The following is an 18021-nucleotide window of genomic DNA, read 5'->3' on the forward strand; positions in this document are numbered from 1 at the left end:
CGCGGTCGGTGCGGCTGTCAGTACGGCGGTCAGTTCTTGTAGTCCGGGGCGATCCGCTCCACCAGGCGCAGCAGTGCGGCCCACGCGAGGTCGTAGGCGTCGTGGTCCTCGAAGTCGGAGGTGGCCTCGCCCTCGCCGGTGAGCTGCTGGGCCGTGTACTCGCAGACGCGTTCCGAGGGGATGACGAGCGGGGCGCCGCCGGCCTGGGCGGTGACCTGGATCTCGCAGGCCTTCTCCAGGTAGTACATCCGCAGGAACGCCTGCTTGGCGCTGTCGCCCACGGTCAGCAGGCCGTGGTTGCGCAGGATGAGCGCCGGGTGGGAGCCGAGATCCGTGACGAGGCGCTGCTGTTCGTCGAGGTTGAGGGCGACGCCTTCGTAGTCGTGGTAGCCGACCCGGTTGTGGAACTCCATCGACATCTGGTTGACCGGCAGCAGGCCGCCCTGCTGCGCGGCGACGGCGCAGCCCGCCTTCGTGTGGGTGTGGAGCACGCAGTGGGCGTCCGGGCGGGCCTCGTGGATCGCGCTGTGGATCACGAAGCCGGCGGGATTCACGGGGTGCGGGGAGGGCTCGACGGGGTTGCCGTCGAGGTCGATCTTGACCAGGTCGGACGCGGTGATCTCCTCGAACAGCAGCCCATAGGGGTTGATGAGGAAGTGGTGGTCGGGGCCGGGCAGCCGCTGCGAGATGTGCGTGAAGATGAGGTCGGTCATGCGGAAGTGCGCGACCAGGCGGTAGACGGCGGCCAGTTCGCGGCGCAGCCGCAGTTCCTCCGCGGCGGCGTCGATGGTGGTGGTGGTGTCGACCGCGTCGGCGGTGCCGGCCGTGTCGGTGGTGCTGTCCACGTCGGCGGTCGCGCTGTCGGCTGCGGTGAGGATGGCGGTCACGGGGTTTCCTTACGCGGAGGCGGTGGCGGTGGGGCCGGAGGGGACGACCACGGGGGTGTGGGGGCGTCCGTCGGTCCACCAGGCGATGACGTTGCGGGCCGGTTCGGTGACGTAGGCGCGCAGCGAGGCGTCGGAGAGGAAGGCGCTGTGCGGCGAGAGGAGCAGGCGCGGGTGGCTGCGCAGCCGGTCGTCGTCGGCGGGCGGTTCGACGGGGAACACGTCGAGGGCGGCGCCCGCGAGCCGTCCTTCGTCGAGGGCGGCGAGCAGGGCGTCCGGGTCGACGAGGTCACCGCGGGAGACGTTGACGAGCAGTGAGCCGGGGCGCATCCGGGCCAGCAGTCCGGCGTCGACCATCCCCCGGGTCCCCGGGGTCGAGGGGACGTGCAGGGAGAGCACGTCGGCCCGCGCGAGGAGGGTGTCCAGGTCGACGCGCTCGACGCCATCGGGCCAGTCGGCGGCGTGCGGATCGTGGGCGACGATCCGGCCGAAGACCGGTCCGGCGATACGGGTCAGCACGCGGGCGATCCGTCCGAGGCCGAGCACTCCCAGGGTCAGCTCGCCGGCCCGGCGGGGGACGTCGGCGAGGTCCTGGCTCCAGCCGCCCGAGCGCACCACGGCGTCGGCCTGCGGCAGGCGCCGGACCAGCGCGAGCGCCTGCGCCAGGGCGTGCACGGCGACGTCCTCGGTGGCGGCGTGGGGCAGGTTCGCCACCCAGATTCCGCGCCGGGCCGCCTCGTCGGTGTCGATCATGTCGTGGCCGGCGGACATCGTGGCGATCATGCGCACCCGGGGCATCCGGTCGAACAGGGCGGCGTCGATGCGCGCGTAGCCCACGATCAGCGCGTCGGCGTCGCGCGCGGCCGCGGCGATCGCGTCGGGGGCGCGGCTGCCGACCACGCGGACCTCGAAGCCGGCCGCGGACAGCAGCCGGACCGCGGGCCCGGGATCCAGTTCCTCCGTGTCGGTGATCACGACGACGGGATGACTCACACCTCACACTCCAAAGATGATTCGGTAAGCAAGAACGCGCCGAGCTTACGTTTCGTTCGAATGAATGTCTACGCACCGATGGAACGGTTGACGACGCTCGGGTGAGAATGAAGCGGCACCCGGTCGGCCCGACGGCCGGGGCGGATGAGCTTGGAGGACCACCACGTGGATCTCGACGAGACCGACCTGGCGATCGTGCGGGGGCTGCAGGAGGACGGCCGCCTGACCTACGAGACGCTCGCCCAGCAGGTCGGCCTCTCCCGGCCCGCCGCGCGCATGCGCGTGCAGCGGCTCCAGGAGACGGGGGCCGTGCGGGTCGTGGCGATCGTGCATCCCGCGGTACGGCGGCTGACCGCGTCCGCGCACCTCGCGATCGACACCGACGGCGCCGCGACACCCGTCGCGCGCGAGATCGCCGCCCTGCCCCAGGCCCCGTTCGTGACCCTGACCAGCGGGCGGCGCTCGATCATGGCGGAGCTGCGCACGGCGGGCTTCGCGGAGCTGGAGCGGACCATCGAGCACATCCGCGCACTGAAGGGCGTACGGACGGTGGACCCGCTGGTCGCGACCCGGCACGTGAAGGACCCGTACCTCCTCACCGCCGAGCCGACCGCGACGGTGCAGGACGAGGTGGACGAGCAGATCCTCACCGAACTGGAGGCGGACGGCCGGCTCCCCTTCGCCGAGCTGGCCGGACGCGTGGGCCTGTCGGCGGGCGCGACCCGCTCGCGCACGCTGCGGCTCCTCGACGGCGGGGTGGCCAAGGTGGTCGCCCTGGTGCGGCCGGAGGTCCTCGGCATGGGCTATCTGTGCGGATTCAGCCTGCGCGTCGACGGCCCGGCGGCTCCGGCCGCCGAGCGGGTGGCCCGCCTGGAGCGCGTGACGTTCCTGTCGGCCTGCCTGGGCCGGGCGGAGCTGGTGGGGACCATCACGGCCGAGTCGTTCGGCGCGCTGCGCACCACGCTGGAAGAGATGCGGGAGTTGCCGGCGGTGCGCGAGATGGAGAGCTGGCTGCACCTGGAACTGGTGAAGGAGCAGTACGGCCTCGGCCCCCGCACGGCCTGACCGCTCCGGCGGCCGCCGGGACGCACGACAGGCGGAGGCGACGACACCTGACACCACTCGGCACCCGGCACCCGGCACCGGCATGAGGGCATCCAGCTGTCCGACCTCCCGGTCGACAGTCGATCCGAAACCCGTGAGGCGATTCGACTTAACAAAAATTCTTCAGCGACAGCTCTGGTCAATCAGTCGTTCGCTATCTATGGTTCTGGCAGTCGAATCGTCTGTCGACATCCCCTCAACGTTCCCGGTCGAAAGCAGCTCCGCCATGCCCCAGAACCCTGAACGCACCCTCCTCGTGACCGGTGCGGCCGTCGCCGCCGCGGGCACCACGGTCCGCGCCGAGGCGCTGGCCGTCCGCGGCGACCGCGTCGTGCACGTCGGCACCGCGGCCGACGCCCGCGCGGCGCTCGGCGGCCGTGTCGACGAGGAACTCGCTCTGGACGGCGGCCTGGTGCACCCCGGTTTCGTCGACGCCCACTGCCACCCGGTGATGTACGGGCAGGCACTGGCCTGGGTCGACCTGCGGCCCGAGCGCGTACCGGACATCGACACCCTCGTCGAGGTGCTGCGCGAGGCGGCACGCGACCTGCCGGCCGGCGTGCCGGTCCGCGGCTTCGGCTACGAGCACCGGCGGCTGGCCGAGGGCCGCCACCCCAGCTGCCACGACCTGGACCGCGTCGCCGCGGACCGCGAGGTCTACGCGATGAACGCCTCCGGCCACGGCGGCGTCGTCAACTCCCACACCCTGCGCACCTGCGGGATCACCGCGGGGACCCCGTCCCCCGAGGGCGGCAGCATCGGCCGCTTCGACAACGGCGAACCCGACGGCCAGCTCTGGGACGCCGCCTGCGACCTGCTCACCGGACCGGCGGGCGTGAAGATCGGCAACCACGGGCCGAACTTCCACCTCTCCGAGCCCGAGGCCATCATGGCCGACCACCTGCTGCGTGCCCAGGAGGTGTTCCTCGCCGCCGGTGTCACCACCATCGGCGACGCGCAGGTCTCGCGCCGCGAGATGGAGACCTACCTGCGCGCCCACGCGGACGGCTCCCTGCGGATGCGGGTCAGCGCCTACCTGACCTCGGCGCTGCTCGACACCGCCCTCGACCTCGGCGCGGTCCGCGGCTTCGGCGACGACCGGTTCCGGATCCAGGGCGTCAAGCTCTACGCCGACGGCACGCTCGGCGGCTGGACCGCGTACTTCCCCGAGGGCTACGCCGCCGACTGCTGCCACCACGGCCAGCTGTACCACTCGGCCGACGAGTACACGGACATCGTGCGCCGCGCCCACGCGGCGGGCCTCCAGACGGCGACCCACGCCCAGTCGCCGTTCGCGATCGGCATGGTCCTCGACGCGATCGAGAAGGCGGACGCCGACCGGCCGCGCGACGACATGCGCCACCGCATCGAGCACTGCGGTCTGCCCACCGACGAGCAGATCGCGCGCATGGGGACCCTCGGTGTCGTCCCCGTCATGCAGCCCCAGCACCACCTGCGCACCGGCGACGGCACGCTGACCGCGGTCGGCGACCTCGGCCACCGCTACAACCCGGCCGGCCTCTGCCCGGACCACGGCGTCCCGGTCGTCTTCTCCTCCGACGCCCCCGTCGCTCCCCCGGCCCCGCTGGAGGCCGTGGCCGCCGCCGCGACCCGCCGGACCGTGCTCGGCACCGTCCTCGGCGACGAGTCGCTGCGCCTGCCGGTCGAGGCCGGACTGCACGCCCACACCGCCGCCGCGGCCCGAGCCCTGCACCGCGAGGACTCCGTCGGCGCGCTCGCGCCCGGGATGCTCGCCGACTTCGTCGTCCTGGACGCCGACCCGCTCACGGTCGCCGCCGACGAGCTCACCGGCATCCGCGTCCGCGAGACGTGGATCGGCGGCGACCGCGCCTGGGCCGCCGCGGGCCGCTGACCGTCAGGGCGGCACGGCACCGCCCACCGAACATCCGGCAGCCGGACGGACCCGCCCGTCGGCCCCGTCCCGGCGGCCAGATCCCGACGGCCGAGTCCCGACGATCAGGTCCCGTCCGCCTGCCGGAACCCCTGCTCCCACCCGAGCAGACCCCGTCCCCGTCCCCGTCCGCACACTCTTCCCGGAGGTCCTCGTGACGGACCGCACCACCGCCACCCCGCCGCAGAGTCCCTACAGATCGGCCCTGGCCGCTCTGTCCGGCACATCCATCGAGTGGTACGACTTCTACTCCTTCGCCACCGCGGCGGCGATCGTCTTCAACGACGTCTTCTTCCCGGCGGACATGCCGACGACGCTCAAGACGATCTCCTCCTTCGCCACCTTCGCCGTCGGCTTCCTGCTGCGCCCGCTCGGCGGCATCGTCTTCGGCCACATCGGCGACCGGGTCGGCCGCAAGAAGACCCTGATCATCACCCTGATGATGATGGGCATCGCGTCCTTCTCGATCGGCCTGCTGCCCACCTACGACCAGGTCGGCGCGCTCGCCCCGATCCTGCTCATCGTGCTGCGGCTGATCCAGGGCATCGCGATCGGCGGCGAGTGGGGCGGCGCCGTCCTCATCGCGGTCGAGAACGCGCCCAAGGGCCGGGCCACCTTCTTCGGCTCCTTCGCCCAGCTCGGCTCCTCGGTCGGCGCCCTGCTGTCGACCGGCATGTTCAGCCTCATGAACCTCTTCGGCGAGCACGCCTTCGACACCTGGGGCTGGCGCGTCCCGTTCCTCGCCTCCGCGGTCCTCGTCGTCATCGGCCTGGTGGTGCGCACCAAGCTGGAGGACTCGCCGGTGATGGACAAGGTCCACGCCGAGCAGAAGCAGGGCACCGCGGGCCGGCTGCCCGTGGTCGAGGTGCTGCGCAAGGACTGGCGGACGGTCCTGGTCGGCGTCTTCTCCCTGGCCACCGCGACCGGCGGCTACTACGTCGTGACCAGCTACCTGCTCTCCTACGGCACCGACGACCGGCACCTGTCCGAGTCCATGCTGCTCAACGGCCTCTCCCTGGCCGCGTTCCTGGAACTGGTCGTCACCCCGTTCCTGTCCCTGCTGGGCGACAAGATCGGCTCCCACAAGGTCGTGGTCGCCGGTCTCGCGGGTGTCGTCCTGCTGTCGATACCGCAGTTCCTCGTCATGGGCACCGGCAGCGTCGCGCTGATCTACGTGCTGATGCTCGCCATGCGGTTCGTGATGTCCGCGCTGTACGGCCCGATGGCGGCGATCCTCGCCGAGGGCTTCGCCCCGCACGTCCGCTACACCGGCATCTCGCTGTCGTACCAGATCTGCAACCTCGTCTTCGGCGGCTTCGCGCCGGTCGCCGCGGTGTGGCTCTCCTCGCTCGCCGGGGGCGCCTACTGGCCGCCCGCCGTCGCCCTGATGGCGGCCTCGGTGCTGGGCATCTGGTGCACGCTGCGCCTGCGCGTCTACCACCAGCGACGCGTCACCACCCGGCCGGCCGTCGCACCGGCGGCGCGCGTGGCCAGCGGCGTCTGATCCAGGCGCACACCCGTCAGGGCCGTTCCGGAGACCCCGGAACGGCCCTGACGCCGTCATGCCCCGGCCCTGACGCCGTCGCGCCCCCGCCGGGGCGTCTCCCGGACACCAGGCGCGGGGTGGATCGCGTCAGGGGGTCACGATGGCGAAGTCCGGGTCCGGCGCGCCGAGATGGCCGAGGAGGGCGGTCAGCGCGCCCACGTCGCCGTCCGCGCGGACCCCATCCTGCGCCGCGAGCTCGTCCGGGCCGACCAGGCCGAGCAGGACCGCGCGCAGGTCGGCCTCGGCCAGGGTGAACGTCACGTCGGGGGCCTCCGCTCCCGCACGCGGCGCCCCGTGCGTCAGGACCCCGTTGCACAGCCGCTGGGTCACCGACTGCCCGTCGGTCAGGTCCCACCGCACGGAGATCACGGCGTCCCAGGCGCGCGGCCCGTCGACGCGGATGGCCAGGGCGTCGAAGAGCTGGTCCAGGGTGAGGGCCGCGAGCAGGTCGGGCGAGCCGGTCCCGACCGGGGTGCCGACCGGACCGTGGCGCAGTTCGTAGGCGCCCATCAGGAAGAAGTTGCGCCAGGTGCCGTTCTCGCTGCCGTAGCCCAGCTGCTCCAGCGCGTCGGCCTGCAGCTCGCGGGCCTCGGCGTTGTCCGGGTCGGCGAAGACCACATGGTTGACGACCTGCGCGACCCAGCGGAAGTCGCCGTCGGCGAAGGACTGCCGCGCCTGGCGCAGGACCGCCTCGGCGCCGCCCATGAACCGCACGTAGCGCCGGGCGGCGTCCGTCGGCTGGTGCTCCCACAAGTGCGCCGGGTTGCCGTCGAACCAGCCGAGATAGCGCTGGTAGATCGCCTTGGTGTTGTGGCTGACCGAGCCGTAGTAGCCGTGGGTGTGCCAGGCCCGCGCCAGCGCCGGGGGCATCTCCATCCGCTCGGCGATCTCCGGTCCGGTCAGGCCCTGGTTGAGCATCCGCAGCGTCTGATCGTGGAGGTAGGCGTACAGGTCGCGCTGCTCGGACAGGAACCGGAGCACCCGTTCGCCGCCCCAGACCGGCCAGTGGTGGGAGGCGAAGGCGACGTCGGTGGAGGCGGTGAAGAGGTCGATGGCCTCGCCGAGGTAGTGGGCCCAGATGCGCGGGTCGCGGACCACGGCGCCGCGCAGCGTCAGCAGGTTGTGCAGGTTGTGGGTGGCGTTCTCCGCCATGCACAGCGCGCGGAGGTCGGGGAAGTGGATGTTCAGCTCGGCGGGCGCCTCGGTGCCGGGGGTGAGCTGGAAGACCATCCGGATGCCGTCCACGGTGTCCGTCTGACCGGTGCGGGTGATCTCCCAGGTCGGCGGGATCAGACCGACGGTGCCGGTGGAGGTGGTCTGCCCGAGCCCCGCCCCGACCTGCCCGCGTTCGCCCCGCGGCAGCGCGGCGCCGTACATGTAGGCGGCGCGGCGGCTCATGGCCGTACCGGCGTAGACGTTCTCGCTGACCGCGTGCTCGAGGAAGCCCTGCGGCGCGACCACCGGCACCCCCGCGGCCATGGCCTCGTCGGTCAGGACGCCGTGGACGCCCCCGAAGTGGTCGATGTGGCTGTGCGTGTAGAGCACGCCGGTCACCGGCCGGTCGCCGCGGTGGGCGCGGTAGAGGGCGAGGCCCGCCGCGGCGGTCTCCGCGGAGATCAGCGGGTCGATGACGAAGACCCCCCGCTCGCCCTCGACGAGCGTCATGTTCGACAGGTCGAAGCCGCGCACCTGGTACACGCCGTCGGTCACCTGGAACAGCCCGTGGTCGGCGCACAGCCTGCTCTGCCGCCACAGACTCGGATTGGCCGTGTCCGGACAGTCCTGGTCCAGGAACCCGTACGCCCCGAGGTCCCACACCGTACGTCCGTCCGCGTCGCGCACCAGCGGGTCGTCCGCCGTTCCCATGAACCCGCGCCGGGCGTCCTCCAGGTCCTGGGTGTCGTCGAAGGGGAACCGCTGCCGCACGGCCCCGTTCGCGTCGGCGACGGCCGGGTGGGCGGGCTTGCTCTCGGTGGGCCGGGCCATCTCGCTCTCCCTCGTCGACCACGCCACCGGAGGCCGTGGCGGCTGAGTCCACTCTTGCCGGGAGCGATCAGGGGTACTAGCGGGGGTGGGCCGTACGGGGACGGCGGCGTGGGCCTCGCCCGGTAAAGGATTCACCCCTGCGCGCGACCAATCCGGATCTGCCGTGGTTTCGGATTACGCGGGGACTCCCGTGCCGCACAGCGTTGGAAGGTACATCGTGAAAGAAGCCGTGTTCATCGGCAGAAACCCGTCGGTCGAACCCGATCTGGAACAGCTCGTGCACGAAGTGGCACTGGGAGATCAGGATGCCTTCGCCGGCCTGTTCGACGCGGTGGCCGGCTCGGTGCTGGGTGTCGCCCGGGCGGTGCTGCGCGACCATGCGCAGTCGGAGGAGGTGGCCCAGGAGGTACTGGTCGAGGTGTGGCGTACGGCGCCGCGCTACCGGCCCGATCGCGGCACGGCCATCAACTGGATCCTCACGCTCGCCCATCGGCGGGCCGTGGACCGGGTGCGGTCCGTGGAGGCTGCGGCCGCCCGTGACACCAGGGCGGCGCTGCTGGACCGGACGCCGGAGTTCGACCAGGTGACCGAGCAGGTGGAGACCCGGCTGGAGCAGCAGCAGGTACGGCGCTGTCTGCGCACGCTGACCGACCTGCAGCGGCAGTCGGTGACGCTGGCGTACTACCGCGGACTGACCTACCGGGAGGTGGCAGAGGCGCTCGCGCTGCCGCTCGGCACGGTCAAGACCCGGCTGCGCGACGGTCTCATCCGGCTCCGCGACTGCCTGGGGGTGACCGCGTGACCACCATCGATCCGCACGCCATGACCGGCGCCTACGCCCTGCACGCGCTGCCGGACGACGAGCGTGCCGCCTTCGAGAGTCATCTGCCCGGCTGCGAAGGGTGCGAGCAGGAGGTCGCGGAGTTCGCGGCCACGGCGGCCCGGCTGGGGCTGGCGACCACCGTCCAGGCCCGCCCGGCGATGCGGGAGCGGGTGCTCGGCCGTGTCACCACCGTGCGCCAGGTGTCCCCGGAGGCGGCGCCCGTGGAGCGGGCGCGCCGCGGGGCGGCGCGTGGCCGTGCGGTGAGCCGGTGGGCGCTGGCCGCGTGCGTGGCCGCCGCCACCGCGTTCGCGGGCACGGCGGTGTGGCAGTACGAGCGCGCCCAGGACGCGCACCAGCAGGCCGCGCGGGCGGACCGGTACGCCGACGAGGTGGCCGGTGTGCTGACCGCGCCCGACGCCCGGTCCCACTCGGCGCGGGTGGCCGGAGGCACGGGTGCGGTGGTGGTCTCGGCGAGCCGGGGCCGGGCCGTGTTCGTGTCCGCCGGGATGCGCCGGCCGTCGCACGGCGAGGTCTACCAGCTGTGGTTCGCCGACGGCGGGAAGATGCGCTCGGCCGGTCTGATGGATCCCGGGCGCAGCAGCCAGGCGGTGCTGATGCGGGGGCCGGTCGACGGCGCCTCGGCGGTCGGCGTCACCGTCGAGCCGGCGGGCGGTTCACCGCAGCCGACCTCCGCTCCGATCGCCCTGCTGACCGTGCCCGCGTGACACCCGACAGGTGTGGGACGGCACGCCGTGGCGTGCCGTCCCACACCTGTCGGTCGGGGTGTCAGCTCTTCGGCATCAGGACGGTGTCGATGATGTAGACGTTGGCGTTGGCGGTCTTGACGTTGCCGCACACGACCTTGGCGGAGTCGTTGACGGTGTAGGTCTCACCGGAGCCGGACGTCGTGAGCCTGGACTTCTCCAGCGTGGTGAAGGAGCCGTGCTCCAGGTCCTTCGGCGTGAGCTTCTGGCCGACGACGTGGTAGGTGAGGATCTTCGTCAACTCGGCCTTGTCGGCGAGGACCTTGTCCAGGGTGGCCTTCGGGATCTTCGCGAAGGCGTCGTTCGTCGGCGCGAACACCGTGATGTTCTGGGCGTTGTTGAGGGTGTCGACCAGTCCGGCCTTCTTGACGGCCGTCACGAGGGTGGACAGGGCGGGGTTGTGGGAGGCGGCGGTGGCCACCGGGTCCTTGGCCATGCCGTCGAAGGAGCCCGCGCCGCTCTTCGGCACTCCCGAACAGGCCGGGCCGAAGGGCTGGTCGGTGGTGCTCGTGCCGTCCATGTTCTCGCCGTTGGCGGTGGCCGACGACGCGCCGGAGGAGTCGGACGTGCCCGAGTCGCTGCTGCCGGAGCAGGCCGTCAGGACGAGGGGCAGCACGGCGGCGGCCGCCAACAGGCCGGTGGTGCGGCGGATGTGGGTGTTCATCATGGATCTCCTTGGGAAACGGCTGCGCGGGGCGGCCGGATGGGGGTGGTGGGTAAGGCGGTTCGGGTGGGCGCGGGGCCCGGGTCGGGTCGTTCGGCGGGACACGGGGTCCCGGTCGGGTGGTGCGGTGAGGCGCGGGCCCCGGTCGGGTGGTCCGGCGGGACACGGGCCCCGGTCAGGGGACGGTGGGTGTCACTCGACGGTCAGGACCACGGAGTGGCGGCCGCTCGCGCCGTCGGGGATGGTCCGGGTCCGCGCGGCGGTCTGCACGGCGCCGGTCCGGTCGGTGGCGCGCACGGTGAGGGTGTGGCCACCCGGGGTGGCCTGCCAGGGAAACCACCACTGGCGCCAGGTGTCCCGGGTGTCCTCGGCGGCCAGCCGGGCCGGCCGCCACGGGCCGTCGTCGACCTGGATCTCGACCCTCTCGATGCCCCGGTGCTGGGCCCAGGCGACCCCGGCGACCGTCACCGTGCCCGCCTTGGGCCGGGCGAACGGCTTGGGGGTGTCGATCCGCGACTCGGTCTTGACGGGCGCCCGGCGGGACCAGCCGCGCTTGACCCAGTAGGGGTCGTACGCGTCGAAGGTGGTGAGCTCGATGTCCTCGATCCATTTGCAGGCGGAGACGTATCCGTACAGGCCGGGCACCACCATCCGTACGGGGAAGCCGTGTTCGAAGGGCAGTGGCTCGCCGTTCATGCCCAGCGCGAGCAGTGCGTCACGACCGTCCATGACGTCCTCGACCGGAGTGCCGATCGTCATGCCGTCCACCGAGCGGGACACGAGTTGGTCCGCCGGACCTCCTCGGGACGGGGGCTCGACCCCGTACTCGGCCAGCAGATCGGCCAACGGCACACCGATCCAGCGGGCGTTGCCGACATAGGGGCCGCCGACCTCGTTCGACACACAGGTCAAGGTGATGTCCCGCTCGACGAGTCTGCGGCGCAGCAGGTCGTCGTAGGTGAGGACGGCCCGGTCGCGCACTCCCCTGCCGTGGATGCGCAGCCGCCAGTCGGTGGCGTCCACCTTGGGCACCACCAGGGCGGTGTCCACCCGGTAGAAGTGCCGGTTCCGCGTGACGAAGGGGCTGATCCCGGGGAGCTGCAGCGCCGCTCCCGCGGGGAGCGCTCGGGCCGGCGACGCGGGCCGCGGCAGCACCACCCGCTGCCGCGACACGACGGCTTCGTGGCCGCGTGAGCCGTTCAGGGACCGGCCGAACACGCCCACGGCGGCGGACGCGGCGGCCGCGGACACGGCCGCGACGACGAACCCGCGACGGTCCCAGTCCCCGTCGTCGGCGGCCCCGGCCTCGAGCGCCGGCGCCGTGGCCCCGGACGGCGCACCGCGGGGGCGCGGCGGCGCGGTGAGGCGGCCCGCCAGCAGATACAGCAGGGCGGCTCCCGCGAGCGCCCCGGCCAGGGAGGGCAGGGCGTCGGCGGAACCGGTGGAGTCGGGCCGGCTCAGCGCCGCCGCGGCGCCGACCGCCCCGAGGAGAAGGACCCCGGCGGCTCCGACCCGCCGGTGGCGTACCGCCAGGACACCCGACGCCAGTGCCAGAACGGTCAGCACGGCGAGGATACCGAGTTGCAGCACGAGCTTGTCGTCCGTGCCGAAGTGACGGATCGCCCAGTCCTTCACAGCGGCCGGGGTGCGGTCGATGGCCGCTCCCCCCACCGCGACGACGGGGCCGGCCTGCGGACGTACCGCGGCCGACACCGACTCGGCGACAGCCAGCGCGGCGAAACCGGCCACCGCCCCGCCCAGCGCACCCAGCGCCAGGCGTGGCAGCCCCGGCCTCGCTCGCGGATCCTTCTCCTCGTCCCTCACGCGGGGAATCCGGTCCCGCCACCCCCGGCGGATTGGTGCCGCACCCGATCGGACGAAAACGGGCCCGGGACCAATCCGGCCCCGCGCTCGGCCCCGGATTACCCTATTGACCTGCGACGGAACCGCGGGGTGAAGACGCGACGGAACCGCGGGGTGAAGACGGGGAGCGGGGCACGCCCGGGCCGGAGCCGGGTGGCCCGCCCGGCCCCGGGGACACCCCGTGGTCCGCGGCGTAGCCCCGAAGGAGGGGAGACAGACCGGCCACCGTCACCCGCCGTCCACGGTTCCGGGCCCGCGGGACCGTTCCGGACGAGACCGCGGGAGGATCCATGACCGCGCTCGGCGACCTGGCCGGGGTCGACGAGAGGACCGTGCTCGTCCTCGGGCAGGATCTGCGGATTGAGGACGGGCACACCTTCGCGGTACGCGGCGAAGCCGTGGCGTACCTGGACGGTCTGCCGGAGCAGGCCGCCGCCTTGCAGACGGCGGCCCTTGGGCTGATCGGGGACGGCGGACGGGTGAGCCCGAACGCGTTCACCGCCCGCTGCGCGCGGACCCTCACCGACCCGGGTGTCACGGGCGCGAACCCGAACGCGATCTTCACGGCGATGACGGCGCTCAACCAGCTCCACGAACTCGGCCTGCGCCCGGAGTCACCCACCGCCGACGCACCCTGGTCCCGACCGGCCACGACCTGACGACACCCGGACCGGGCCAAGTCGGGCCGGGCTTTTCTAAATCCAACAGGCGTTGTTCCTAGACTGGGCGGATGGAGGACATCGACGCGATCGCGGTGCTGCAGGATCCGGTGCGGCGACGCCTGTACGAGTACGTGGCGGCCCAGGGCCGGGAGGTGGGGCGCAACGAGGCCGCCGAGGCGGCGGGGGTGGCGCGCAACCTCGCCGCGCACCATCTGGACAAGCTGACCGAAGCGGGGCTGCTGGAGAGCGGGAGCCGCCGACTGACGGGGCGTTCGGGGCCGGGGGCGGGGCGCCCGGCGAAGGTGTACACGCGGGCGCGCACCGAGCGGTCGGTGTCGCTGCCCGCCCGCGACTACCGCACCGCGGCCGAACTGCTCGCGGAGGCCGCCGAACAGGCGCGTCTCGACGAGGCCCTCTACGCGGCCGCGCGCCGCCGCGGGGAGGCGCTGCGGGACGCGGGAGCGCCCTGCGGCGGCCTGGACGAGGTCATGCGCACGCTGGCCGACCGAGGCTACGAGCCCCACTTGGAGACCGACGCGGCCGAAGGGGACGCCCACGGGGAGGCTGCCGGGCCCGTCGTCCGGATGCGCAACTGCCCCTTCCACGCGGTCGCGGAGCGCTTCCCGCCACTGGTGTGCGGGATGAATCTGGCTTTGCTGGAGGGGCTGTTGGGGACGGACGGGCCGGTCCGCGCCCGGATGGACGCGCGGCCGGGCGAGTGCTGCGTGGTGGTCGAGTCCTCCGGGAAGGTGGTCGAGTCTTCTAAAACCAATACTGATTGACATAGAAAAGGGACGCGTGCTGATATGGGGTCATGACCGCACCCGCGCCGGCCGCGCATCTCGCCGAGCTCAACGTCGCCGTGCTCCGCCACCCTCTCGACGACCCGCGCATCGCGCCGTTCGTCGAGCTGCTCGACCCGGTCAACGAACTTGCCGACCACGCCCCCGGATTCGTGTGGCGGCTCACCGAGGAGGGCCAGAACGACGCCACCGGTCTGCGTCCGGCCGGTGAGAACTTCATCGTCAACCTCTCGGTGTGGCAGTCCCAGGAGGCGCTGTGGGACTACACCTACCGAAGCGGCCACCTCGACGCCCTGCGCCGGCGCCGCGACTGGTTCGAGCGGCACGTCGAGGCCCACATGGTGCTGTGGTGGATCCCGGCCGGCCATCTGCCCACCGTCGAAGAGGCGTTGGAACGCCTGGCGGACCTCCGCGCGAACGGCCCGACCCCGCGCGCCTTCACGTTCCACTCCGCCCACAGCGCCGAGGAGGCCGCGGCGCACGGCACGAACGCGGTGTCCGTGCCCCGCGCCGAGGACTAGAACCGACGGCGTCCGGTCAACCGGGCTCGTCAAGCGGGGGTTTCGTCGGCGTCCGTGCGCGGTCGGCACGTACCGTCCCGGCGAGGAGGCAGTACATTGATCTTGGGAGCGAGACGGCGACGTCACGGCGCCCGAGGTCACACAACCCCCGATTCCTGCGCGCCCGACGCACCTGGAGGCCTACCGTGCAGTTCCTCGTCTTCCTGCTGCGAAGCGCGCTCGGGCTGGGCGGCGGGGTCGTGTTGGCCCTGGAGCTCAACCGCCAGGCCTCCGGCCGCGGCTGGCGGAAGCCGCGGGTGCTGGGAGCGGTGGCGGCCGCACTCGTCGCCGTCGCCCTGGGCACCTTGTAGCGCGCCGCCACATACCGTTCACGCCGACACGCGTCGGGGCCCGTCGAAGGCGCCCCGGAATTGCGTGGCCCCGAGCCGGGGACACCGCTAACGTCGCGCCCGTGGACATCCGAGACTTGGACCGCCGCGCCCTCGACACCCTCGGCACGGTCATCGCGCAGACCGGCCCGGACCAACTCCGTCTTCCCACCCCCTGTGCCGACTGGACACTGCACGGCCTGCTCCGCCACCAGGTGAGCGAGAACCTCGGTTTCGCCGCCGCGGCCGCGGGCGTCACCGATGACATCCGGGCCTGGGACCAGGGCGACCTGGGCGGAGATCCCCACCGGGCGTACCGCGACTCGGCCGAGGCGATGACGAAGGCGTTCACCGAGGACGTCCTGGAACAGCGGCTCCAGATCAGGGAGTTCGGGTTCTTCCCCGGCCGGGTGGCGCTCGGTATGCATGTGCTCGACTGCGTGGTCCACGGCTGGGACGTCGCCCGGACCATCGGTGTCGCCTACGATCCGGACGCCGACCTCGTCGACCTCGCGCTCAGGGTCGCGGCGCGGATCCCGGCCGGATCGCCGTCCGACGACCGGCCGAGGGCCGCGTTCGCCCCGGCCGTCGAGATCGCCGCGGACTCCCCCGCCCTGGAACGGCTGCTCGGGCTCGTCGGCCGCCGCCCGGCATCGTAGAAACACGGCACCCGCCGACCGCACGTCAGCCCGGTCCCGAGGACCCGGAGCCGGCCCCGGCCGCGGCCCCGCCGTCACTCGCCGCCCCGGCCCCGCCGTCCGTTCCCGCCGCTGCCCCCGCAGGGTGGCGGTGGCCCCGGACGTGACGGCCACCGAGGTGCACGTACCGGTGAAGGCCGAGCGCGGTCACCGCCAGGACGGCCGTGACCACGGTGCCCGCGGTCTCGACGTACAGGGTCGGCCGGACCAGGTTCGCGTCCGGCGACTCCGTGAACCCGAAAAGGCCCGTGGTCAGACTCAGCACCAGCGCCCCCAGCGTGCCGGCCGTGAACAGCGAGGTCCCTGCGGCGACCAGGCCGAGCCGCCGCGCGGGCGTGGCCAGCAGGGCGAGCGCGAGCAGGATGCCCACGATGCCGTTGATCAGGAACAGCGGCCCGATGACGGACAGGCCGCGGTAGCCCTCCGCCCACAGACGCAGATGGATCGCGGCCATCGTCGCCGTCAGACCCGCGCCGGCCACGCGCAGCACGAACCGTACGGCCGCTCCCTCAGTAACCATGGCCGGACGTACTGCTGTTGTGGGTGCCCGTGCTCGTGGACGCCGGTGCGCCGCCGACCGTGATGCTGGTCTTCATGCCGAGGTCCTTGTGTCCGTCGATCGGGCAGAAGACCTGGTAGGAGCCGGACTTGAGCGTCACGGTGAGGGTCGTGGACTGCCCCGGCTTCAGCGTGCTGCTGCGGTTGTTGCCGCCGGGCCCGTCCAGTTCCAGGGCGTGCACGGACTGGCCCTTGTTCTCCGCGGTGAAGGTGTACCGGCCGGGCGTGTACTTCTGCGTCGAGAGCTGGATGTGGAAATCGGTCAGCACCGCCGTGACATGGGTTCCCGAGGCTCCGGCATTCGCCGGGGACGGGGTCGTCGTGGCGCCGCCGCCGCTGCTGGTGCCGCCGCCTCCGCCGCAGGCGGCGAGCATCAGGGCGGCGAAGCCCCCGGCGGCCACGCCGAGGAACAGGCGGTTGGCTGGATGCGGGATGGTCATGAGTCGGTCCTCCGGATCGTCCCCCTGCACGGTGTACGACGGCGCGGGACGAAGGGATTGCGGATCCGGGAACCGACAGGAGCCGCGGGCGGATAATTGCTGCAAAAGCAATCTTTTTCGCGTGGTGGAACGTATGCCTGGTATGTGGCGCATAGGCCTGTCCCTCGGGCGCATGTCGGACGAGGCACTGCTCAGCGGTCTGGCGACGGGCGACCCCGAACTCGTCGTCGCGTTCGTGCGCCGTTTCCAGCGCAACGTCTTCGGCGTGGCGCTGGCCGTCCTCGGCGACACGCAGCTCGCCGAGGACGTCGCCCAGCAGACCTTCGAGCGGGCCTGGCGCCACGCCCAGGTGTACGACCCGCGGCGCGGCTCCGTACGGGGCTGGCTGACGGCCATCGCGCACAATCTCGCGATCGACACGGCGCGGGCCCGGCGCGCGCGGCCCGTCGACCCGGAGGACCTGGACGCGATGCTCGGCGTGGTCACCGAGACCCCGGAGCGTCGCGCGCTCGCCGACGACGACGCGGAGCGGGTCCGCCGGGCGGTGGCGCAGCTGCCCGAGGAGCAGGCGCGGGCCCTGGTGATGGCCGGGATCTACGGGATGACGGCACGGGAGGTCGCGGACAGCGAGCACGTTCCGCTGGGTACGGCGAAGACCCGTATCCGGACCGGGACGCTGAAGGTGCGGACCCTGCTGGAGAGCGAGGAGAAGCGGTGAGCGGCATGGAGTGCGAGCGGCTGCGGGAGCTGGACGCCGAGCTGGCGCTCGGGGTGCTGCCCGCCCGCGAGCGGGCCGAGGCTGTGGCCCATCTGGACCGCTGCCCCGAGTGCCGGGAGCGCGTCGGACGGCTGACGGCGGTCGGCGACGGACTGCTCGCGCTGCTGCCGAGGGCCGAGCCGCCGGTCGGCTTCGAGTCCCGGGTGGTGACGGCCCTGGGCGCGGCGCCCGTGCCGAAGCGGCGACGCAGGTACCGGCTGCGGCTCGCGGCGGCCGGTGCGGCCGCGGCGGTGGCCTGCGGCTTCGGCGGCTGGACGGTCGCCACGGTGGTCGAGGGCGCACCGGCCGCGACCTCCCAGCACACGGACGGCGGGCTGCGGGAGGCGGCGCTGGTCTCCGCCGGTCACGAGGTGGGCCGCATCTACGCCCACACCGGCGACGGGGGCTGGGTGTACATGTCCGTCGACCTCGGCAGCCACGCCCGGGGCCCGGTGCGGTGCCTGCTCGTGCACGCCGACGGATCGACCACCCCGGCGGGGTCCTTCCCGCTCCACGACGGCTACGGCTACTGGGGGGCACCGGCGGGCACGGACACCGCGGCCGTCACCGGCGCCCGCCTGACGGCCCCGGACGGAACGGTCCTGGCGACGGCGCACTTCTCCGAGTGACGGCACGGCTCTCCGGCATCCGATCGACGGCGCGCTTCTCCGGTTT

19 protein-coding genes are annotated in these 18021 nt (G+C 72.8%); 12 read left to right on the forward strand and 7 right to left on the reverse strand.

Features of this window, described 5'->3' with window-relative positions:
* Nucleotides 1-29: 29 nt before the first annotated feature.
* Nucleotides 30-788 (reverse strand): class II aldolase/adducin family protein, encoded by a 759-nt coding sequence (locus WN71_RS23590; RefSeq protein ID WP_046588188.1) that lies wholly within the window; start codon nt 786-788, stop codon nt 30-32.
* A 108-nt stretch (nt 789-896) separates the two neighbouring features.
* Nucleotides 897-1877: a C-terminal binding protein gene (locus WN71_RS23595; RefSeq protein ID WP_046587959.1), complete on the reverse strand. Its 981-nt coding sequence runs from the start codon at nt 1875-1877 to the stop codon at nt 897-899.
* A 165-nt stretch (nt 1878-2042) separates the two neighbouring features.
* Here WN71_RS23595 and WN71_RS23600 point away from each other — a divergent pair, with 165 nt between their 5' ends.
* The 3 genes from WN71_RS23600 (at nt 2043) to WN71_RS23610 (ending at nt 6397) form a co-directional block, all read left to right on the forward strand.
* Nucleotides 2043-2942, forward strand: a complete 900-nt coding sequence (locus WN71_RS23600; protein ID WP_046588190.1) for an Lrp/AsnC family transcriptional regulator — start codon at nt 2043-2045, stop codon at nt 2940-2942.
* A gap of 265 nt (nt 2943-3207) precedes the next feature.
* Nucleotides 3208-4854, forward strand: a complete 1647-nt coding sequence (locus WN71_RS23605; RefSeq protein ID WP_052743087.1) for an amidohydrolase — start codon at nt 3208-3210, stop codon at nt 4852-4854.
* 193 nt (nt 4855-5047) lie between these two features.
* The gene (locus tag WN71_RS23610) at nt 5048-6397 is read left to right on the forward strand and encodes an MFS transporter (protein ID WP_046587962.1); all 1350 of its coding nucleotides are present in this window, start codon (nt 5048-5050) and stop codon (nt 6395-6397) included.
* A 129-nt stretch (nt 6398-6526) separates the two neighbouring features.
* Here WN71_RS23610 and WN71_RS23615 read toward each other — a convergent pair whose 3' ends face one another.
* On the reverse strand, nt 6527-8425 hold the full coding sequence (locus WN71_RS23615) for an alkyl/aryl-sulfatase (protein WP_046587965.1): 1899 nt from the start codon (nt 8423-8425) through the stop codon (nt 6527-6529).
* A 217-nt stretch (nt 8426-8642) separates the two neighbouring features.
* Here WN71_RS23615 and WN71_RS23620 point away from each other — a divergent pair, with 217 nt between their 5' ends.
* Nucleotides 8643-9227 carry a sigma-70 family RNA polymerase sigma factor gene (locus tag WN71_RS23620; RefSeq protein ID WP_046587967.1) on the forward strand — a complete coding sequence of 195 codons (585 nt, stop codon included), beginning with the start codon at nt 8643-8645 and terminating at the stop codon, nt 9225-9227.
* A complete protein-coding gene (locus WN71_RS23625) occupies nt 9224-9973 on the forward strand; it encodes an anti-sigma factor (protein ID WP_046587969.1) in 750 nt (249 codons plus the stop codon). The genes WN71_RS23620 and WN71_RS23625 overlap by 4 nt, the downstream gene beginning before the upstream one ends.
* A gap of 61 nt (nt 9974-10034) precedes the next feature.
* Here the strand turns inward: WN71_RS23625 and WN71_RS23630 are convergent, their stop codons facing one another.
* Both WN71_RS23630 and WN71_RS23635 read right to left on the reverse strand, forming a co-directional pair.
* The gene (locus WN71_RS23630; RefSeq protein ID WP_046587972.1) at nt 10035-10676 is read right to left on the reverse strand and encodes a fasciclin domain-containing protein; all 642 of its coding nucleotides are present in this window, start codon (nt 10674-10676) and stop codon (nt 10035-10037) included.
* Nucleotides 10677-10868: 192 nt separating this feature from the next.
* A complete protein-coding gene (locus WN71_RS23635) occupies nt 10869-12500 on the reverse strand; it encodes a molybdopterin-dependent oxidoreductase (RefSeq protein ID WP_046587974.1) in 1632 nt (543 codons plus the stop codon).
* A gap of 329 nt (nt 12501-12829) precedes the next feature.
* Here WN71_RS23635 and WN71_RS23640 point away from each other — a divergent pair, with 329 nt between their 5' ends.
* From WN71_RS23640 to WN71_RS23655, 5 genes are all read left to right on the forward strand, one after another.
* Complete coding sequence (locus WN71_RS23640) at nt 12830-13198, forward strand: hypothetical protein (RefSeq protein ID WP_046587976.1); 369 nt, start codon at nt 12830-12832, stop codon at nt 13196-13198.
* 71 nt (nt 13199-13269) lie between these two features.
* A complete protein-coding gene (locus WN71_RS23645; protein ID WP_046587978.1) occupies nt 13270-13983 on the forward strand; it encodes a helix-turn-helix transcriptional regulator in 714 nt (237 codons plus the stop codon).
* A gap of 32 nt (nt 13984-14015) precedes the next feature.
* Nucleotides 14016-14525 (forward strand): DUF3291 domain-containing protein, encoded by a 510-nt coding sequence (locus WN71_RS23650; RefSeq protein WP_046587981.1) that lies wholly within the window; start codon nt 14016-14018, stop codon nt 14523-14525.
* A gap of 185 nt (nt 14526-14710) precedes the next feature.
* On the forward strand, nt 14711-14875 hold the full coding sequence (locus tag WN71_RS42005) for a hypothetical protein (RefSeq protein WP_167382951.1): 165 nt from the start codon (nt 14711-14713) through the stop codon (nt 14873-14875).
* Between the two features lie 101 nt (nt 14876-14976).
* Nucleotides 14977-15552: a TIGR03086 family metal-binding protein gene (locus WN71_RS23655; RefSeq protein ID WP_046587983.1), complete on the forward strand. Its 576-nt coding sequence runs from the start codon at nt 14977-14979 to the stop codon at nt 15550-15552.
* A 25-nt stretch (nt 15553-15577) separates the two neighbouring features.
* On the opposite strand, the gene WN71_RS23660 is transcribed toward WN71_RS23655, so the two are convergent.
* Nucleotides 15578-16111 carry a hypothetical protein gene (locus WN71_RS23660; RefSeq protein ID WP_143074864.1) on the reverse strand — a complete coding sequence of 178 codons (534 nt, stop codon included), beginning with the start codon at nt 16109-16111 and terminating at the stop codon, nt 15578-15580.
* Nucleotides 16101-16589, reverse strand: a complete 489-nt coding sequence (locus WN71_RS23665) for a hypothetical protein (RefSeq protein WP_046587986.1) — start codon at nt 16587-16589, stop codon at nt 16101-16103. Before WN71_RS23665 ends, WN71_RS23660 begins: the two co-directional genes overlap by 11 nt.
* Before the next feature lie 142 nt (nt 16590-16731).
* Here WN71_RS23665 and WN71_RS23670 point away from each other — a divergent pair, with 142 nt between their 5' ends.
* Together WN71_RS23670 and WN71_RS23675 are read left to right on the forward strand one after the other, a co-directional pair.
* Nucleotides 16732-17307 (forward strand): RNA polymerase sigma factor, encoded by a 576-nt coding sequence (locus WN71_RS23670; protein WP_046587988.1) that lies wholly within the window; start codon nt 16732-16734, stop codon nt 17305-17307.
* Between the two features lie 5 nt (nt 17308-17312).
* Nucleotides 17313-17975 (forward strand): hypothetical protein, encoded by a 663-nt coding sequence (locus tag WN71_RS23675; protein WP_046588195.1) that lies wholly within the window; start codon nt 17313-17315, stop codon nt 17973-17975.
* The last annotated feature ends 46 nt before the right edge of the window (nt 17976-18021 follow it).

The organism is Streptomyces mangrovisoli, assembly GCF_000974985.2.
GTDB lineage: Bacteria > Actinomycetota > Actinomycetes > Streptomycetales > Streptomycetaceae > Streptomyces > Streptomyces mangrovisoli.